The 14,343-nt window shown below is 72.3% G+C and carries 15 protein-coding genes and 1 pseudogene; 9 read left to right on the top strand and 7 right to left on the bottom strand.

Features of this window, described 5'->3' with window-relative positions; translation table 11 throughout:
- Positions 1 to 17 precede the first annotated feature (17 nt).
- Together BBK82_RS34300 and BBK82_RS34295 are read right to left on the bottom strand one after the other, a co-directional pair.
- On the bottom strand, positions 18 to 1,172 hold the full coding sequence (locus BBK82_RS34300; RefSeq protein ID WP_083268334.1) for a S8 family peptidase: 1,155 nt from the start codon (positions 1,170 to 1,172) through the stop codon (positions 18 to 20).
- Positions 1,173 to 1,257: 85 nt separating this feature from the next.
- Positions 1,258 to 1,683, bottom strand: a complete 426-nt coding sequence (locus tag BBK82_RS34295) for a DUF6069 family protein (protein ID WP_065918686.1) — start codon at positions 1,681 to 1,683, stop codon at positions 1,258 to 1,260.
- Positions 1,684 to 1,768: 85 nt separating this feature from the next.
- Here BBK82_RS34295 and BBK82_RS54835 point away from each other — a divergent pair, with 85 nt between their 5' ends.
- Entirely contained in the window at positions 1,769 to 2,362 is a 594-nt protein-coding gene (locus BBK82_RS54835) for a TetR/AcrR family transcriptional regulator (RefSeq protein ID WP_065918685.1), read from the top strand.
- On the opposite strand, the gene BBK82_RS54830 is transcribed toward BBK82_RS54835, so the two are convergent.
- A complete protein-coding gene (locus BBK82_RS54830) occupies positions 2,359 to 2,991 on the bottom strand; it encodes a hypothetical protein (RefSeq protein ID WP_065918684.1) in 633 nt (210 codons plus the stop codon). The two genes, BBK82_RS54835 and BBK82_RS54830, sit on opposite strands and share 4 nt — an antisense overlap.
- A gap of 712 nt (positions 2,992 to 3,703) precedes the next feature.
- Positions 3,704 to 4,345 (bottom strand): annotated as a pseudogene (locus tag BBK82_RS54825) (serine/threonine-protein kinase); the annotation flags it as partial.
- 279 nt (positions 4,346 to 4,624) lie between these two features.
- Here BBK82_RS54825 and BBK82_RS34275 point away from each other — a divergent pair.
- Positions 4,625 to 5,476, top strand: a complete 852-nt coding sequence (locus BBK82_RS34275; protein ID WP_170068012.1) for a DUF1963 domain-containing protein — start codon at positions 4,625 to 4,627, stop codon at positions 5,474 to 5,476.
- 6 nt (positions 5,477 to 5,482) lie between these two features.
- On the opposite strand, the gene BBK82_RS34270 is transcribed toward BBK82_RS34275, so the two are convergent.
- From BBK82_RS34270 to BBK82_RS34260, 3 genes are read right to left on the bottom strand one after another with little or no spacing between them, the layout of a single operon-like run.
- Positions 5,483 to 6,136 carry a GOLPH3/VPS74 family protein gene (locus BBK82_RS34270; protein ID WP_237047720.1) on the bottom strand — a complete coding sequence of 218 codons (654 nt, stop codon included), beginning with the start codon at positions 6,134 to 6,136 and terminating at the stop codon, positions 5,483 to 5,485.
- 14 nt (positions 6,137 to 6,150) lie between these two features.
- Complete coding sequence (locus BBK82_RS34265; protein ID WP_065918682.1) at positions 6,151 to 6,753, bottom strand: response regulator transcription factor; 603 nt, start codon at positions 6,751 to 6,753, stop codon at positions 6,151 to 6,153.
- Complete coding sequence (locus tag BBK82_RS34260; protein ID WP_418287462.1) at positions 6,750 to 7,886, bottom strand: sensor histidine kinase; 1,137 nt, start codon at positions 7,884 to 7,886, stop codon at positions 6,750 to 6,752. Before BBK82_RS34260 ends, BBK82_RS34265 begins: the two co-directional genes overlap by 4 nt.
- 163 nt (positions 7,887 to 8,049) lie before the next feature.
- Between BBK82_RS34260 and BBK82_RS34255 the strand changes: the two genes are divergently transcribed.
- The 7 genes from BBK82_RS34255 (at position 8,050) to BBK82_RS34230 (ending at position 14,323) form a co-directional block, all read left to right on the top strand.
- Entirely contained in the window at positions 8,050 to 8,928 is an 879-nt protein-coding gene (locus tag BBK82_RS34255; protein WP_065921561.1) for an ABC transporter ATP-binding protein, read from the top strand.
- Between the two features lie 31 nt (positions 8,929 to 8,959).
- Positions 8,960 to 9,679, top strand: a complete 720-nt coding sequence (locus tag BBK82_RS34250) for an ABC transporter permease (RefSeq protein WP_065918681.1) — start codon at positions 8,960 to 8,962, stop codon at positions 9,677 to 9,679.
- 122 nt (positions 9,680 to 9,801) lie between these two features.
- Positions 9,802 to 10,464 (top strand): DUF2306 domain-containing protein, encoded by a 663-nt coding sequence (locus BBK82_RS34245; RefSeq protein WP_237047719.1) that lies wholly within the window; start codon positions 9,802 to 9,804, stop codon positions 10,462 to 10,464.
- Between the two features lie 16 nt (positions 10,465 to 10,480).
- A complete protein-coding gene (locus BBK82_RS54820; RefSeq protein WP_065918679.1) occupies positions 10,481 to 11,842 on the top strand; it encodes an AAA family ATPase in 1,362 nt (453 codons plus the stop codon).
- Between the two features lie 9 nt (positions 11,843 to 11,851).
- A complete protein-coding gene (locus tag BBK82_RS53060) occupies positions 11,852 to 12,031 on the top strand; it encodes a hypothetical protein (RefSeq protein ID WP_218920419.1) in 180 nt (59 codons plus the stop codon).
- Between the two features lie 148 nt (positions 12,032 to 12,179).
- Positions 12,180 to 13,487, top strand: a complete 1,308-nt coding sequence (locus tag BBK82_RS53055; RefSeq protein ID WP_065918678.1) for a helix-turn-helix transcriptional regulator — start codon at positions 12,180 to 12,182, stop codon at positions 13,485 to 13,487.
- Positions 13,488 to 13,498: 11 nt separating this feature from the next.
- Positions 13,499 to 14,323, top strand: coding sequence for an endonuclease/exonuclease/phosphatase family protein (locus tag BBK82_RS34230; RefSeq protein ID WP_065918677.1), 825 nt, complete (start codon positions 13,499 to 13,501; stop codon positions 14,321 to 14,323).
- Positions 14,324 to 14,343 lie beyond the last annotated feature (20 nt).

Below are 14,343 nucleotides of genomic sequence, written 5' to 3'. Positions count from 1 at the left end.
CGTCTCCACGTGGTCGATCAGGACCCGAGGTGGAGCAACCGGTTCGGTGAGCCGGCGCCGACGTTCGTCAGCACGTCCTTCGTCGAGGCGTCCACGACCAGCTGCTTGGCCCGCGCCATGGTGAGGCCGGGGTCGGCGGCCTTGGCGATGGCGACCGCGCCGGCGGCCAGCGGAGCGGCGAACGACGTGCCGTACCAGCCCGTCTGCACGGCCGTGTCGCTCCACCCGCCGGCACCGGTGACGTCGGCGCCCGGTGCGAACGCCGTGACGCAGCTGCCGTAGCTGGACGCGTTGGTGCCGGTGTTGCGCGTGTCGGTCCTCGTCGTGGCTCCCATGGTGATCGCGCGGGAGTCCTTCGGGGAGTTGAGGCAGTCGCCCCTGCCGAAGTTGCCCGCGATCAGGACCACGAGCATCCCGTTGTCCACCAGCTTCTTCGCGGCGGCGTCGAGGACGGCGTCCGGGTGACCGCCGGAGCTCTGCAGGCTGACGTTGACCACCGAGCCCGCCGGTGCGTTGAGCGCGGTCCAGTTCATGCCGTCGGCCATGTCCTCGGTCGTGCCGGAGTTGTCGCACCTGAGGACGCGCACGGCCTTGATGTTCGCCTTCTTGGCCACGCCGTGGGTCTTGCCGGCCACATGGCTCGCGACGAACGTGCCGTGGCCCGCGCAGTCGGTGTCGCCGTTGCCGTCGTCCACGGCGTTGTAGACGCTCCGCGCCCGGCCCTCGAACTCGGCGTGCGTGGTGCGCACCCCGCTGTCGACGACGTAGACGTCGACGCCGGCACCCGTGCCGCTCGGGGTGAAGGTGCCGTTGAGCGGCAGGGTGCGCTGGTCGAGGCGGTCGGTGTGCCAGGGTTCGGCGAGCGAACCGGCGGCAGGGGCGATCTCCGTCCGGTGCACCCGGTTCTCCTGCACCAGCGCGACGGCGGGGTCACGCCGCAACCGGGCGGCACCGGCCGGTGTCAGGTCGGCGGAGAACGCGCCGAGCGCCTCGAAGCGCCTGTGGACGACTCCACTGTGGAGGGACGCGGTGCGGGCCAGCGCCGCCGGGTCCTCGAGCACCACGACGTACCGCGCCGTGTCCTCGCCGGCGAGGACGGAGCTCGCACTCCCGAACGCGGTGGTGACGCCCATCGCGCCCACCAGTGCGGCTCCGGTGAGTCGCCTTCGCATGTCGGCTCCGATCAGTACGGCTGCGGGGACGGCCGAACCGCATGATCGGAGTGTTCGAGCCGGAGCACAAACGGAAGACGCGGACCTACCTCGCGTTCAGCGGCAGCACGCGACCGAGCACGGGCACGGTGGCCGCGGCGACCACGACGTGCATCGCGATCAGGGCGAGCGAGTTCACCACGGCGGCGCCGCCGGCGAGGATGCCCAGGTCCGGGATGAAGGTGAGCACCACGACGATCGGCACGAGCACGCGCAGCACCCGCCGCGGGTCCTTGGCGAAGCGGCGCACGAGGAACCAGCCCAGCGTGCCGAGCAGGATCCCGATGACGGTGGCCGGCGCGTACTCCGCGAGGGCGAGGCCCACGCGTTCGGTGCCTTCGGGGATGAACTTGCTCGCGACCAGGGCGATCAGCGAGTTGACCGCGATCGAGACCACCGCGGCGCCCAGGAGGCCCACGGCGACCTCTCCGGTGCTGGGTGCGAGACCTGCGGGGAGGCTGGTGTCGGCCATGGGACCTGTCCTTCGATAGGCTTGAATGCAAGCGGTCACTTGCAATCACGGTAGCCACCGGGCGCACGCTGATGCAAGTGTTCACTTGCATCAGCTGTCGATCGAGGAGGCCGTGGTGGCGGGGCGGGTGTGCGACAAGGCGGTGTTCGACGCGTTCCTGGAGGTGATCGCCTCACAGGGGTACGAGCGCGCGACCACCCGTGCGATCGCCGAGGCCGCCGGCATCAACGAGGCGACCCTGTTCCGCCGGTTCGAGTCCAAGCAGAACCTGCTGCGGCTGGCCGTGCGCAGCAACTTCGCCGAGTTCGAGCTCGACCTCGACGCGCCGGGCGACGACGTGGCCGCCGACCTGGTCACGATCCTGAGCTACTACACGTGGCTCTACGAGACGCGCAGCGGCGTCGTGCTCACCCTGATGCGGGAGGCGAAGTTCAACCCGGAGGTGGCGTCGGTGCTCACCGAGCCGGAGAAGCTGCTGGAGCGGGTGGACAGGGTCGTCCTGCACCACCAGCAGCGGGGCTCACTGGTCGTGGAACCGCCGCGGCACACGTTCTTCGCGCTCGTCGGCCCGGTGATGATGCGCGCCATCGCCCGCCGGGTGGACCAGCGGGCCACCCAGAAGCCGGCCGATCCCGCGACGGTCGTGCAGCGGTTCCTGGAGGGACACCGGCAGCGTTAGCTCGCGGACAGGATCGAGGTGTTCCACCACAGGTCGAGCTGGTCGAGGGTGTCGATGTTGCCGGGCTCCTTGAGCGCGCCGATGGTGAGCGTCTTGGAGTCGACCCACCAGACCTGCGCGGTGCCGTCGTCGAGGAAGCACGTGGTGAACTCGCCGGGCAGCGGACCGGACGTGTCGCGGTAGTAGAGCGCGTAGTGGATGGGGTCTTCCTTGGGCCGGCACCCGCCACGCGCGTCGTTGCGCGGGATGCCCCGGCTGGTCACCAGGGCCAGGAAGTAGGCGTCCTGGGAGTTGCGGTCGGGGAACAGCCGGAACTCGGCCTCGGACGGCATCTGCCACCGGGGGTCGACGGGCGTGTTCGGCTTGCCGCACTTGACCATGGCCGTCGCGCCGGCGCCGGGGTGCGCGGGCTGGCAGGTGATACCGGTCTTGTAGACGGCCGGGAGGGCGGCCAGCAGCACGTCGTCCTGGGGTGTGCGGGTCGTGGTGGTCGTCGTGGGCGTGGTGCTGGACCGCTTGCCGGACGACGTGCTGGTGCTGCTGGGCGTGGTGCTGCCGGAGGTGCCGGAGCCCTGGGTGCCGCGGTTGCCGTCGGAGATGATCAGCGCGGTCGCGACGATGCCCACCACGACCGCGACGGCGCCGCCGATGAGGGCGATCCGCTTGGCCTTCGAGGCGGGGCGCTGGGGGTGCGGGTACGGGTGCGAGACCGACTGGGGACCGGTGGAGAAGGGGGCGCCGGAAGCGGGTGTGGTCGGGCGGGGGAACGGCGGCTGGCTCTGCGGGCCGGAGGTGGGACGCCAGCCGGGCGGGCCTGCCGGTGCGTGGCCGCCGGGCGAAGTGGAGAGGCCGGGCTGGCCGGCAGACGGTGTCGAGTGGCCAGGAGCCGGGTGGCCACCGGGCGGGTGGACAGGCCGGCCTGACCGGCAGACGGTGTCCCCTGGCCGTGCGCGGGATGGCCACCGGCTGGGGTGGAGAGGCCGGGCTGACCGGCAGGCGGCGTCCCGTGGCCGTGGGCGGCGTGCCCACCGGCCGGGGTGGCACCGGGCTGACCGGCAGGCGGGTCCCATAGCCGGGCGCGGATGTCCGCCGGTGGCGTGGCGTGGCCGGGTGGCCGCGAACCCCGGCTGCCCGCAGCGGCGTCGCGGAGCCGGGTACCGGCCGGCGAGGCCGCAGGTGGCGTCGGGTGCCCGGTGCGGCGTACCCCGGGAGTCCCGCCGGTCCCACCACTCCGCCCGGCGGAGTCCCCTGCCCGGCCAGGGCCTGAGCCGCCGCCTCCGCCAGCGCCCCCGCCGTCGCGTACCGGTCGGCCGGGTTCTTCGCCATCCCCTTCGCGATCACGTCGTCCAGCCCCATCGGCACCGCCGGGTTGAGCGGCGACGCCTTGGGCGGTGCCTCGTTCAGGTGCGCCCAGATCTGGGCCGCGGTGCCGTCGGCGGTGAACGGGCGGCGGCCCGACAGGCAGGCGAACAGCACGCAGGCCAGGGCGTAGACGTCCGCGCGGCCGTCGACCGGGCCGCTTTCGAAGCGTTCCGGGGCCATGTAGTCGAGGGTGCCGACGACCGAGCCGGAGGCGGTCAGGCTCGTCACGGTCGGCGAGGAGCTGCGGGCGATGCCGAAGTCCACCAGGTACACGAAGTCGCCGGCGGTGACGAGGATGTTCGACGGCTTCACGTCGCGGTGCACGAGGCCGTCGGCGTGGGCGGCGTCCAGGGCGCTCGCGACCTGTTCGACGATGCGCACGGCCCTGGCGGGGTCGATGGGGCGGTCGCGGATCACGTCCGAGAGGTCGGCGCCCTCGACCAGGCGCATGTCGAGGTAGAGGCGGTTGTCGATCTCGCCGTAGGCGTGGATGGGGATGACGTGCGGTTCGCGCAGGCGGGCGACGATCTGCGCCTCGCGGCGGAACCGGGCGCGGTACTCCGCGTCGTCGTGGTAGCCCGGCGAGAGCCGTTTGAGCGCCACGAACCGGTCGTGCGCCATGTCGTAGGCGCGGTGCACCTCGCCCATGCCACCGCGACCGAGCAGCTGCTCGATCCGGTACGGCCCGAACGTCTCTTCCGTCATCGTCCTCGTGTCCCGAGTGCCTGGTCCGTTCGAGTCGACGCGCGCCGACCGGCGAGGGTTCCGCCGGGAGCAGCCTACAAAGTTGGAGATCTCCCGGTTGACGAACTGGCACGAAGCCGCCGTGCGCGTTGCTCCGAACGCGCACGACGACTGCCCCGCGACCGCCCGCTCGGACCGGCCCTACGATCCCCCGGCGTGAGCTCCGCACTGCGAGACCAGGTGGGCGCCTTCCGCGCCAAGGCCGCCGCGCACGGGTTCTCCGCCGACGAGGTGCAGCGGTGGGCCGAACTGGCCCGCCCGGTACTCAGGCTGACGCTGCACGGCGGCGGACCCGTCGTGGGCCGGTTCGGCGGCCCGCTGCTGCTCCCCGCCGACGTGCCCGACCCCGGACACCCGTACGTCGCCACCCTCGACCTCACCGCGCTGTCCGCCGAGGACGCCGGTCTGCCGCTGCCTTCCGACGGGCACCTGCTGCTGTTCGCCTTCCCCGAGCACGACAGCTGGTACGCCGACGTCGGCAGCGCGGTCTTCGTGCCGGCGGGAGCCGCTGTCGTGGAACGGGACCGGGACTTCTCGTGGCACTCCAGCGAGGACGACTACCGCGAGCTGCTCGACCAGTACCCGCAGGGTGAGCTGCACGCGACGGCGGACGTGTCGCTGCCCCACTTCTGCGACGAGAGCTTCTCGCACGACCTGTGGAAGCCCGAATGGCCGCCCTACGAGCCGGAGTTGGTCGAGCTCTTCCGCACGGCCCGCGCCGGCACCGGCGACCGGGGCACGCTGCAGGTCGGCGGTTACGCCTCCGAAGAGGTCGTCGACGTCCACGACCCGATCACGTCCGTCATCGCCCAGGCCCGCCGCGCCCTGCAGAAGGGCAAGGTGACCGGCCCGGTCTCGGAGGACGCCGCCGACTGGGTGCTGCTCGCCGACTGGCACACCGACATCGACGGCTGGGAAGGCGCCACCGTGCACTGGGCGGTGCAGCGCGACGACCTGGTCGCCCGCCGGTTCGACCGGGTCTTCACCACGCGCTACTGGAACCCCTGACCAGCATCAGGTCACCGTGGTCACCACGACCGCGGCGGTCACGGCGGCCGTGGACGCGGCGATCGCGGCCGCCGTCCTGGTCACCGCGGTGCTCACCGCCTCGGCACCCCAGTTGCCGCGCTCCAGCTCCTTCGCCCGCCGCGCGACGTCACCGGACCACGCGAGCTTCGGCCGCAGCATCGGCAGCGCACCGCTGGCCGACAGCAGCGCGGTCAGTGCCGCGGTGCGGGCGTCCGGGGTCTCGCCGTCGACCAGCACGGCGCGGATCCGCTGGCGGACCTCCTCCTCGTGCCGGGTGTCCGCCGCGGGCAGCGAGGTGCTGCGGAACAGGCCCAGCACCCGCTTCTCCTCCCGGCGGACCATGCCGCGCTCGACGAGGCGGTCGACCACGCGCTCCCACATGTCGGCGCCGATCCGCAGCAGGATCGAGTCGACACCGCGGGGCTTCTCGGCGATCTTCTCGCACGCCTGGGCGAGCAGCGGGTCCTCCGGCGCGGCGCCGGTGAGCACGACCTTCTTGTCCGCCACCTCGACCAGGCCTCCCAAGGCGAGCTCGACCAGCACCGCGCCACCCACGGCGTAGTACAGGGTGCCCGCGGCGGCCGGGGTCCCGGACTCGTCGTCCATCAGCAGCAGGGCGAGGTCTTCGACGATCAGCACGTCTTCTTCTCCTTCTACAGCCAGTCGTGTTCTCGGGCGTACCTGGCAGCTTCGTGCCGGGTCTTGGTCTGCGTCTTCTGCATCGCGTTGGACAGGTAGTTGCGGACCGTGCCCTCCGCGAGGTGGAGCCGGACCGCGATGTCGGCGACCGAGTAGCCCTCCCTGGTCGCGCGCAGCACGTCGAGCTCGCGGTCGGTGAGCGGGCAGTCGTCGGCCACGGCCAGCGCGGAGACGTCCGGGTCGATCCACCTCCTGCCGCTGTGCAGGGCGGCGATCACCGAGGTGATGTGGGCGGGTTCGGCGGACTTGCTGACGAACCCCTGCACGCCGAGCTTCAGGGCCCTGCGCAGCACGCCGGGGCGGGCGTGCCTGGTCAGCATGAGGATCACCTGGTCCGGCAACGTCTTCCGGATCTCGGCGACCGCGCCCAGACCGTCCACACCGGGCATCTCCAGGTCGATCACGAGGACGTCCGGCCGGTGCTCGAGGGTGGCGGCGACGGCCTGCGCGCCGTCCTCCGCCTCGGCCAGCACGGTGATGTCGCCCTCCATCGGCAGCAACGCGGCCATCGCCTTGCGCAGCAGCACTTCGTCGTCGGCCAGCACCACCGTGGTCATCGCGCCTCCCCCGCCGGGAAGACCGCGGCCGTGACGAACTCGCCGCCGGTCTGCGACACGGTCAGCTCTCCCCCTTCACCCGCGAGCCGCTCGCGCAGCGTGGACAGGCCGCGCAGCTCCGGCGGCCCGTCACCCCGCGCGCCGTCGTTGACGATCGTGATCCCGTTCTCCGCCAACGTGATCCGCACCTGGCCCGCCTGGGCGTGCCGGAGGATGTTGGTGGTCGTCTCGCGCAGCACCTGGCCGAGCAGCTCGCCCGCCCGTCCGTGCACCGGCGCCTCCCTGATGATCCGCACCCGGATTCCGGCTGCCTCGAACAGGTTCTTCGCGTTCTCCAGCTCGCCGACGAGGTTGAGCCGCCGTTGCGCGTACGCGAGCTCCTTGGTCTGCCTGATCGTGTCGCCGACCAGGTCGTGGATCTCGCGCAGCTCCTCCTCCGCCCGGCCGGCGTCGCGGCGCACCAGCTTCTCGGCCAGCGCGGTCTTGAGCTTCACCACGTGCAGGGTGTGGCCCTGGATGTCGTGCAGCTCGCTGGCGAACCGGATCCGTTCGCGGGCGACGGCCAGCTCCGCCTCGTGCTCGCGGGCCTCGTCCAGCTCCGCCAGCACCCGGTAGAAGGCCCGGTTGGCGAACATGAACCCGAGGACGACGATGACGACGACGGTCGGCACGAGCACGTACTCGAACGCCGTCCCGCCCCGGTTCTCCGACGTCACCAGCAGCCTCGCCGCACCTCCGGCCGCCACGAACGCGACCAGTGCCACGGCGGCCGCGACCCGGCGGCGTGGCAGCTCCGGCACGATGAGCGGCCCGACGACGGTGATGCTGTAGAACGCCGTGGTGCTCCCGCTGACCAGCACGCCGAAGAGCCACACGGCCGCGCAGGTCGCCAGCAGCGGCACGGCGTGGGCGAGGACGTCGTCCTTCGCCCAGCGCACCACCGCGACGACGGCCGCGGCCACCCCGACGACCAGCACCCCGGCCTCCCACCACGACCGGGAGTCGAACACGATCAGCAAGGTGCCCATCGGAACGAGCACCGCGAGCTGCATGCCCATGTTCAGCCTGCTCATCCGGCCCCGCGCGGACGCGGCGTACCCCGGCACCGCCCGGCGTGCCGTGCTCGTGTCCACTCTGGCTCTCCGGGGGTCGGCGGTCGGTTGCCGTTCCAGTATTTCGCCGGGCCGATGACCACACCAGTGACGCCACGTCATGTCTTCGGGTGCGAAATGTCATCGATCGGTGGTGACGTGGTGACACTGCCGGACGCGCGCCATGACCGGTGGAATCAACGGCATGCCGACCACGAACGTCATCGAAGTCGAACGGTTGAACGTCGCCTATGGCGACTTCCACGCCGTACGCGACCTGTCCTTCCACGTGCGCCGCGGCGAGCTGTACGCGCTGCTCGGCACGAACGGTGCCGGCAAGACCTCGACGCTGGAGACCGTCGAGGGGCACCGCACCGCCACCTCGGGCACCGTGCGGGTCTTCGGCGAGAACCCCCGCGACCGCGCCGCCGTGCGTCCTCGGATGGGGATCATGTTGCAGGACAGCGGTTTCACGCCTGACCTGACGGTCGCGGAGTCGGTCCGGCTGATCGGCGCGCTCACCCGCCGCACCGACCGGCCGGAGCGCGTGCTCGACGTCGTCGACCTCACCCGCAAAGCTGACACGAAGGTCTCGCAGCTCTCCGGCGGCGAGAAGCGGCGTCTCGACTTCGCCACGGCCGTCTACGGCGGACCCGAGCTGGTCTTCCTCGACGAGCCCACGACCGGACTCGACATCCAGTCGCGCGACGCCCTGTGGTCCACAGTGGACAAGCTGCGCGAGGGCGGCACCACGGTCGTGCTCACCACGCACTATCTGGAGGAGGCGCAGCAGTACGCCGACCGCATCGGCCTGATGCACCGCGGCACGTTCCACCGCGAGGGCACGGTCGCCGAGCTGACCCGCACGCTGCCGTCCGTGATCCGCTTCGGCCTGCCCGCTTCCACACCGGTGCTGCCGCTCGACGCCCGACGCGAAGCTGACGGCCGGTACCTCGTGGAGACCTTCGAGCTGCAGAAGTCGATGTCCGTGCTGCTGCGCTGGGCCGAGGACCACTCACTGGAGCTGCGGGAGCTGGAGGCGGGACCCACCCGCCTCGACGACGTGTTCCGCGCCATCGCCTGACCTCCCCTCCCGTCCAGAAAGGACCTCGCAGGTGCTCCCCATCTTCCTCAGCGAGCTGGCCCAGATCTTCCGCAACCGGTCGGTGCTCGTGACCAGCTTCGTCATGCCGATCGCGGTCAGCGCGTTCTTCCTCTACCAGCACGACGTCTTCACCCAGATCGCCAGCCTCGGCTACATCGCGGCGATCGTGATGTTCACGGTCTGCGCGTTCGGCCTGTACGCCAGCTCGGTGACCACGCTGGCCTCGCGCCGGCAGAACCTGTTCCTCAAGCGGCTGCGCTCCACCGCGGCCGGCGACGCGAGCATCCTGGCCGGCCTGGTCGCGCCCGCCACCGTGATCGCGCTCGTGCAGGTCACGGGGATCATGGCCGTGCTCGCCGCCGTCACCACTGTGCCGGACAACATCGCCCTGCTGGCCGTCGCGGTGCTCACGACCGCGGTCATGATGGTCGGCCTGGCACTGGCCACCGCCGGCCTCACCAACTCCCCCGAGCACGCGCAGGTCACCACTCTGCCGGTGTGCCTCGGCGTGGTCGCGGTCGCGAGCTGGGTGGGGATCACCGGCACCGACGACTTCACGCTGCTCAAGCGCCTGCTGCCGGGCGGCTCGGCGACCGAGCTGGTCATGAACGCCTGGAACGGCGGCGTGGCGCCGGCGGACTCACTGCTGCTCCTGGCGCCGACGCTGGCGTGGGTCGTGGTGGCCGCGGCGCTCGCGTCCCGGATGTTCCGCTGGGAACCGCGCCGGTGACCCGCGCGGTGCCGAAGGCGCCGGAATAGGCAACTTGTGCCGATGTGGTGGGCACGTGCCGGGGTTGAAGATCGCGTCACTTCCCACGCACGAAGCCGGAGCACAGCATGTCCACTGCAGTCATGTCACGAACCGTCAGCAGGCGCTGGTGGTGGTTCCTGTGGGGACTGGTCGCCGTGCTGGCCCTCGTGACCGCCGCGCTCTTCGTGCCGCCCTACCTGGTCGGCGGCACCACGGTGCCGAACCTCGACCGGATCACGCCGGGGTACTACACGAGCCTGGTGATCCACGCCGTGCCCGCGGGCGTCGCGCTGGTCACCGGGCCGTGGCAGTTCGTGCCGAAGCTGCGGACCCGCTACCCGAGGCTGCACCGGGTCACCGGCCGGGTCTACCTGGTCTCGGTGATCGTCGCCTCGATCGCCGCGGTGTACTCGTCGGCGGTGACGAAGAGCGGGTTCGCGTTGCAGGTGGCGTTCTTCGTGTTGATCGTCGCGTGGCTGTACACGGCGGCGAAGGCGTACCTGACGATCCGGCGGCGCGAGGTGCAGCTGCACCGGATCTGGATGATCCGCAACTACACGCTCACGTTCGCCGCGGTGACGTTGCGGCTCTACCAGCTGCCGCTGCTCGCGCTGATGGACTCGGTCGACTGGCTGGAGTACAAGGAGGTCTACACCGTGAGCGCGTGGCTGTCCCTGCTGGGCAACGTGCTGGTGGCCGAGTACTTCATCGTCCACCGGTTCCTCGCGCAGGGCCGCCGGCAGGGACCGGTGCCCACCGGGTGAGGTCCCGCCAGCGAGGATGAGCACCGTGACCACCTCCGGCCGCCGCCACGAGGAACACCGCGTCGACGAGCTCGTCCGCGCCGCCCGGGCCGGCCGTGGTGGTGCGCTGGTGATCACCGGCGAGGCGGGGATCGGCAAGAGCACGTTGCTGGCGCACGCGGTGCGGGCGGCGTCGGGGTTCCAGGTGCTGCGGGCGACCGGGGCCGAGTTCGAGCGGGAGCTGCCCTACGCCGGGCTGCACCAGCTGTGCGTCCCGGTGCTCGACCACCTAGCCGAGCTGCCGGCCCAGCGGCGCGATGCGTTGCGCATCGCGTTCGGACTCGTCGGGGGAACGCCGCAGCCGCTGCAGGTCGGGCTGGCGGTGCTCGACCTCGTCACGGCGGCGAGCGGCGGCGGCCGGTGCTGTGCGTGGTCGACGACGCGCAGTGGCTGGACACGGCCACGACCAGGGCGCTGGCCTTCCTCGCCCGCCGGGTCGGCGCGGACCCGGTCGCGGTGCTGGTCGCGCTCCGGGAACCGGTCGGGGGTCGAGCGGGCTGGAGCGGTGGAGCGGCGGCGGACGAGCGGCTGGCAACCGGGTGGCGAGACGACCGGGCCGCAGCAGTCGAGCGGCGGCGGAACCAGCGGCCAGAAGCCGGCCAGCGACACGACCGGCTCGCACCGGCAAAACGTCGGCGGAACCGGCGGCCCGAAGCTGGTCAGCGAGACGAGCGGGCCGCAGCAGCCGAGCGGCGTCGGGACGAGCGGCCAGGAGCCGGTCGGTGAGTCGACCGGGCTGCAGCGGCACAGCGTCGGCGGGACCAGCGGCCCGAAGCCGGTCAGCCAGACCACCGGGTCGAGGGCCGGCGGCGGAACGAGCGGCCCGAAGCCGGTCAGCGAGATGGCCGGGCTCGAGCGGCTGACCATCCGCGGCTTGAACGACCAGGACGCCAAGGCGTTGCTGGCCGCCCGGCACCCGTTCCCGCTCGACGACCGGGTCCGCGACCGGATCATCGCCGAGGCCGGCGGCAACCCGCTCGCCCTGCTCGAGCTCCCGCTCGCCGGTGGTTTCGCCGTCTCCTCGGTGCCCTCCCGGATCGAGGACGAGTTCCAGGCCCGGCTCGCCGGGCTGTCGGACGGCGCGCGGCTGCTGCTCACGATCGCCGGCGCCGACCCCACCGGTGACCCGGCCCTGCTGTGGCCGGCCGCCACGACGCTCGGCGTCGACGTCCCGGCAGCCAGCGGAGAAGCTGCCGGGACCGGGCTGGTCGAGTTCGGCGCGCGCATCCGCTTCTGCCACCCGCTGGCGCGCTCGGCGGTCTACCGGGCCGCACCCGACGGCGTGCGCCGCTCGGCGCACCGCGCTGGCGGAGGCCACCGACCCGCACACGGCTCCTGACCGGCGGGCGTGGCACCGCGCGGAGGCGAGCGCCGGGCCGGACGAGGACGTCGCGACCTGGAGCAGTGCGCGGCACGGGCCCGGTCCGGCGGTGTCGCGGCAGCGGCGGCGTTCCTGGAACGTGCGGTCGCGCTCTCACTCGACCCGCGGCGGCGTGCCGGCAGGACGCTGACCGCGGTGGGGCGTTGATCGAGGCCGGTGCCACCGACCGGGCGCCGACCTGCTCGCCACCGTCGACGCCGGTGTCCTGGACGAGTTCCAGCGAGCGCACGCCGACCTGCTGCGCGGCCGGATCGCGTTCACCAGGCCCGGTGACGGCCGTGGTCCGGCGTGGACGGTGAGCGCGGCGCGGCGGCTGGCGGAGCCGGCCCCGGAGCAGGCGCGGGACTGCTTCCTCGACGCCCTGGAGATGAGCCTGGTCGTCGGCAGGGCCGGTGGCGTGGTCGACGAGGTGCTCACCGCCGCCAGGACCGCGCCGCCACCGCGCGAACCGGACCTCCTGGCGGCGTTGCTCACCCTCACCGAGGACGGCTACCGGACGGCGTTGCCGCTGCTCAGGACCGCGCTGCACGCCGAGGGCGGGCCGTTGTGGAGCCGCCGTCCCGCGCTCGCGTCGATGATCAGCACCGAGCTGTGGGACCTCGACACCCACTTCGCCATCGCCGAGTGGCTGGTGAAGACGGGCCGCGAGTCGGGCTCGCCGCCGCTGCTGCGGCTCGCGTTCTCCCAGCAGGCCATGGCCGCCGCCCTCACCGGTGACCTGGGCCAGGCGCTCGCCGCGACCGCCGAGGAGGCCGCGGTCGCCGACGCGGTGGGCGAACCCCCGCTGCTGCACCACCGCCTGCACCTCGCCGCGGTCAGGGGCCGGCGCGAGGAGACGCTCGACCTGCTCGCCCTGGGCACCACCGCTACCGGTACCGAACAGGTCGCCAGCCTGCACTGGAGCGCAGCGGTGCTGCACAACGGCCTGGCCGACCACCCGGCCGCCCTCGCCGCGGCCCGCAGGGCGACCGAGCACGGTGACCTCTTCCTCACCGGGGCCGCCCTGCCCGAGCTCGTCGAGGCCGCCGTCAAGTGCCACGAACCCGCCGAGGCCGCACGGGCGCTCGACGCGTTGACCGAACGCACGCAGGCAGCCGGAACCGCACTCGGCCACGGCGTCACGGCGTACGCGCGGGGTCTGGTGACCGGCGAGGAGGACGACTACCGGGAAGCCGTCGACTGCCTCGCGAACGCCCCGCTGCGCCCCTACCAGGCCCGCGCCCACCTGCTCTACGGCGAATGGCTGCGCCGCAGGGGACGCAGGAAGGACTGCCTGCACGAACTGCGCACCGCCCACGACCTGTTCGCCGCGGCGGGAGCGGAGGCGTTCGCCGCCCGTGCCGAGGAGCAGCTGCGCGCCGCCGGGCACCGGGTCGGCCGTCCACTCGCACCGGCCCACGACCAGCTCACGATGCAGCAGCTCGCCGTCGCCCGGCTGGTGGCCGCCGGCGCCACCTCCAACGAGGTCGCCACCCAACTGTTCATCAGCAAGCGCACGGTCGACGCCCACCTCCGCGCTATCTTCCAGAAACTCGGGGTGATCTCGCGCAGGCAGCTCAGGGACCACCCCGGTCTTCGTCGGGACGACGACCACGCGCGATGACAGGGGGCACCATGGCACGAGGGAACGCGTTCAAGAGGCTGGCACTGACAGCAGCAGGACTGGCACTGCTGAGCACCGTCACCGCACCGAGCGCGGCAGCCGCCGAGAGGTTCTGGGAGCTGCAGCTCAACCTCTGCAACAGCGGCATCGCCGGCTGCTACCAGCAGGGCCGTTCGGTTCCCGAGGCCGCCGACCTGATCGTCCAGGTGCGACCGGACGTGGTGACCTTGAACGAGATCTGTGCGGGCGACGTCCCCGACCGGCTGGCCCCCGCACTGGCCCGGGCGTGGCCGGGTGACCGGATCTACCAGGTCTTCTCCCCCGCCATCCGGCGCGACACCGGCACCCCGGTGAAGTGCGCCAACGGGCAGGACTACGGCAACGCGGTGCTCGGCCGCGTGTCCGCTGCCGCCTACCGGGGCGTGAAGACGTGGACCGGCAGGTACGCCACCCAGGACAGCGGCAACGAGCAGCGCTCGTACGCCTGCGCCTACGCGGTCGGCGACCACCTGAGCTGCACGACGCACCTGTCGGCGAGCAGCGAACCGGTCGCGCTCGCCCAGTGCCGGTCACTGCTCTTCGACGTCATCCCCGGAATCCGGACCGCCGAGGGCATCAGCGGGAAGACCGTCGTCGGCGGTGACTTCAACCTGGAGTACGACACCGCCGACCCGGAGAACGCGCAGAAGTGCGTGCCGCCCGGCCACGTCCGCAAGGGCGACGGCTCCGTGCAGCACGTCGTGTTCTCCAACGACCTCGCGTTCGTCAGCACCACCAGGTACGGCCTGCGCTACACCGACCACGACGGTTTTCTGGTGCGGCTGACCAAGCCGTGAGCCACCGGCGCCGCCCGTCT

It is taken from the genome of Lentzea guizhouensis (genome assembly GCF_001701025.1).
GTDB classification, from domain to species: domain Bacteria; phylum Actinomycetota; class Actinomycetes; order Mycobacteriales; family Pseudonocardiaceae; genus Lentzea; species Lentzea guizhouensis.
Note: the sequence above shows the minus strand (reverse complement) of the source record. Positions and strands in the feature narration are given on the sequence as shown.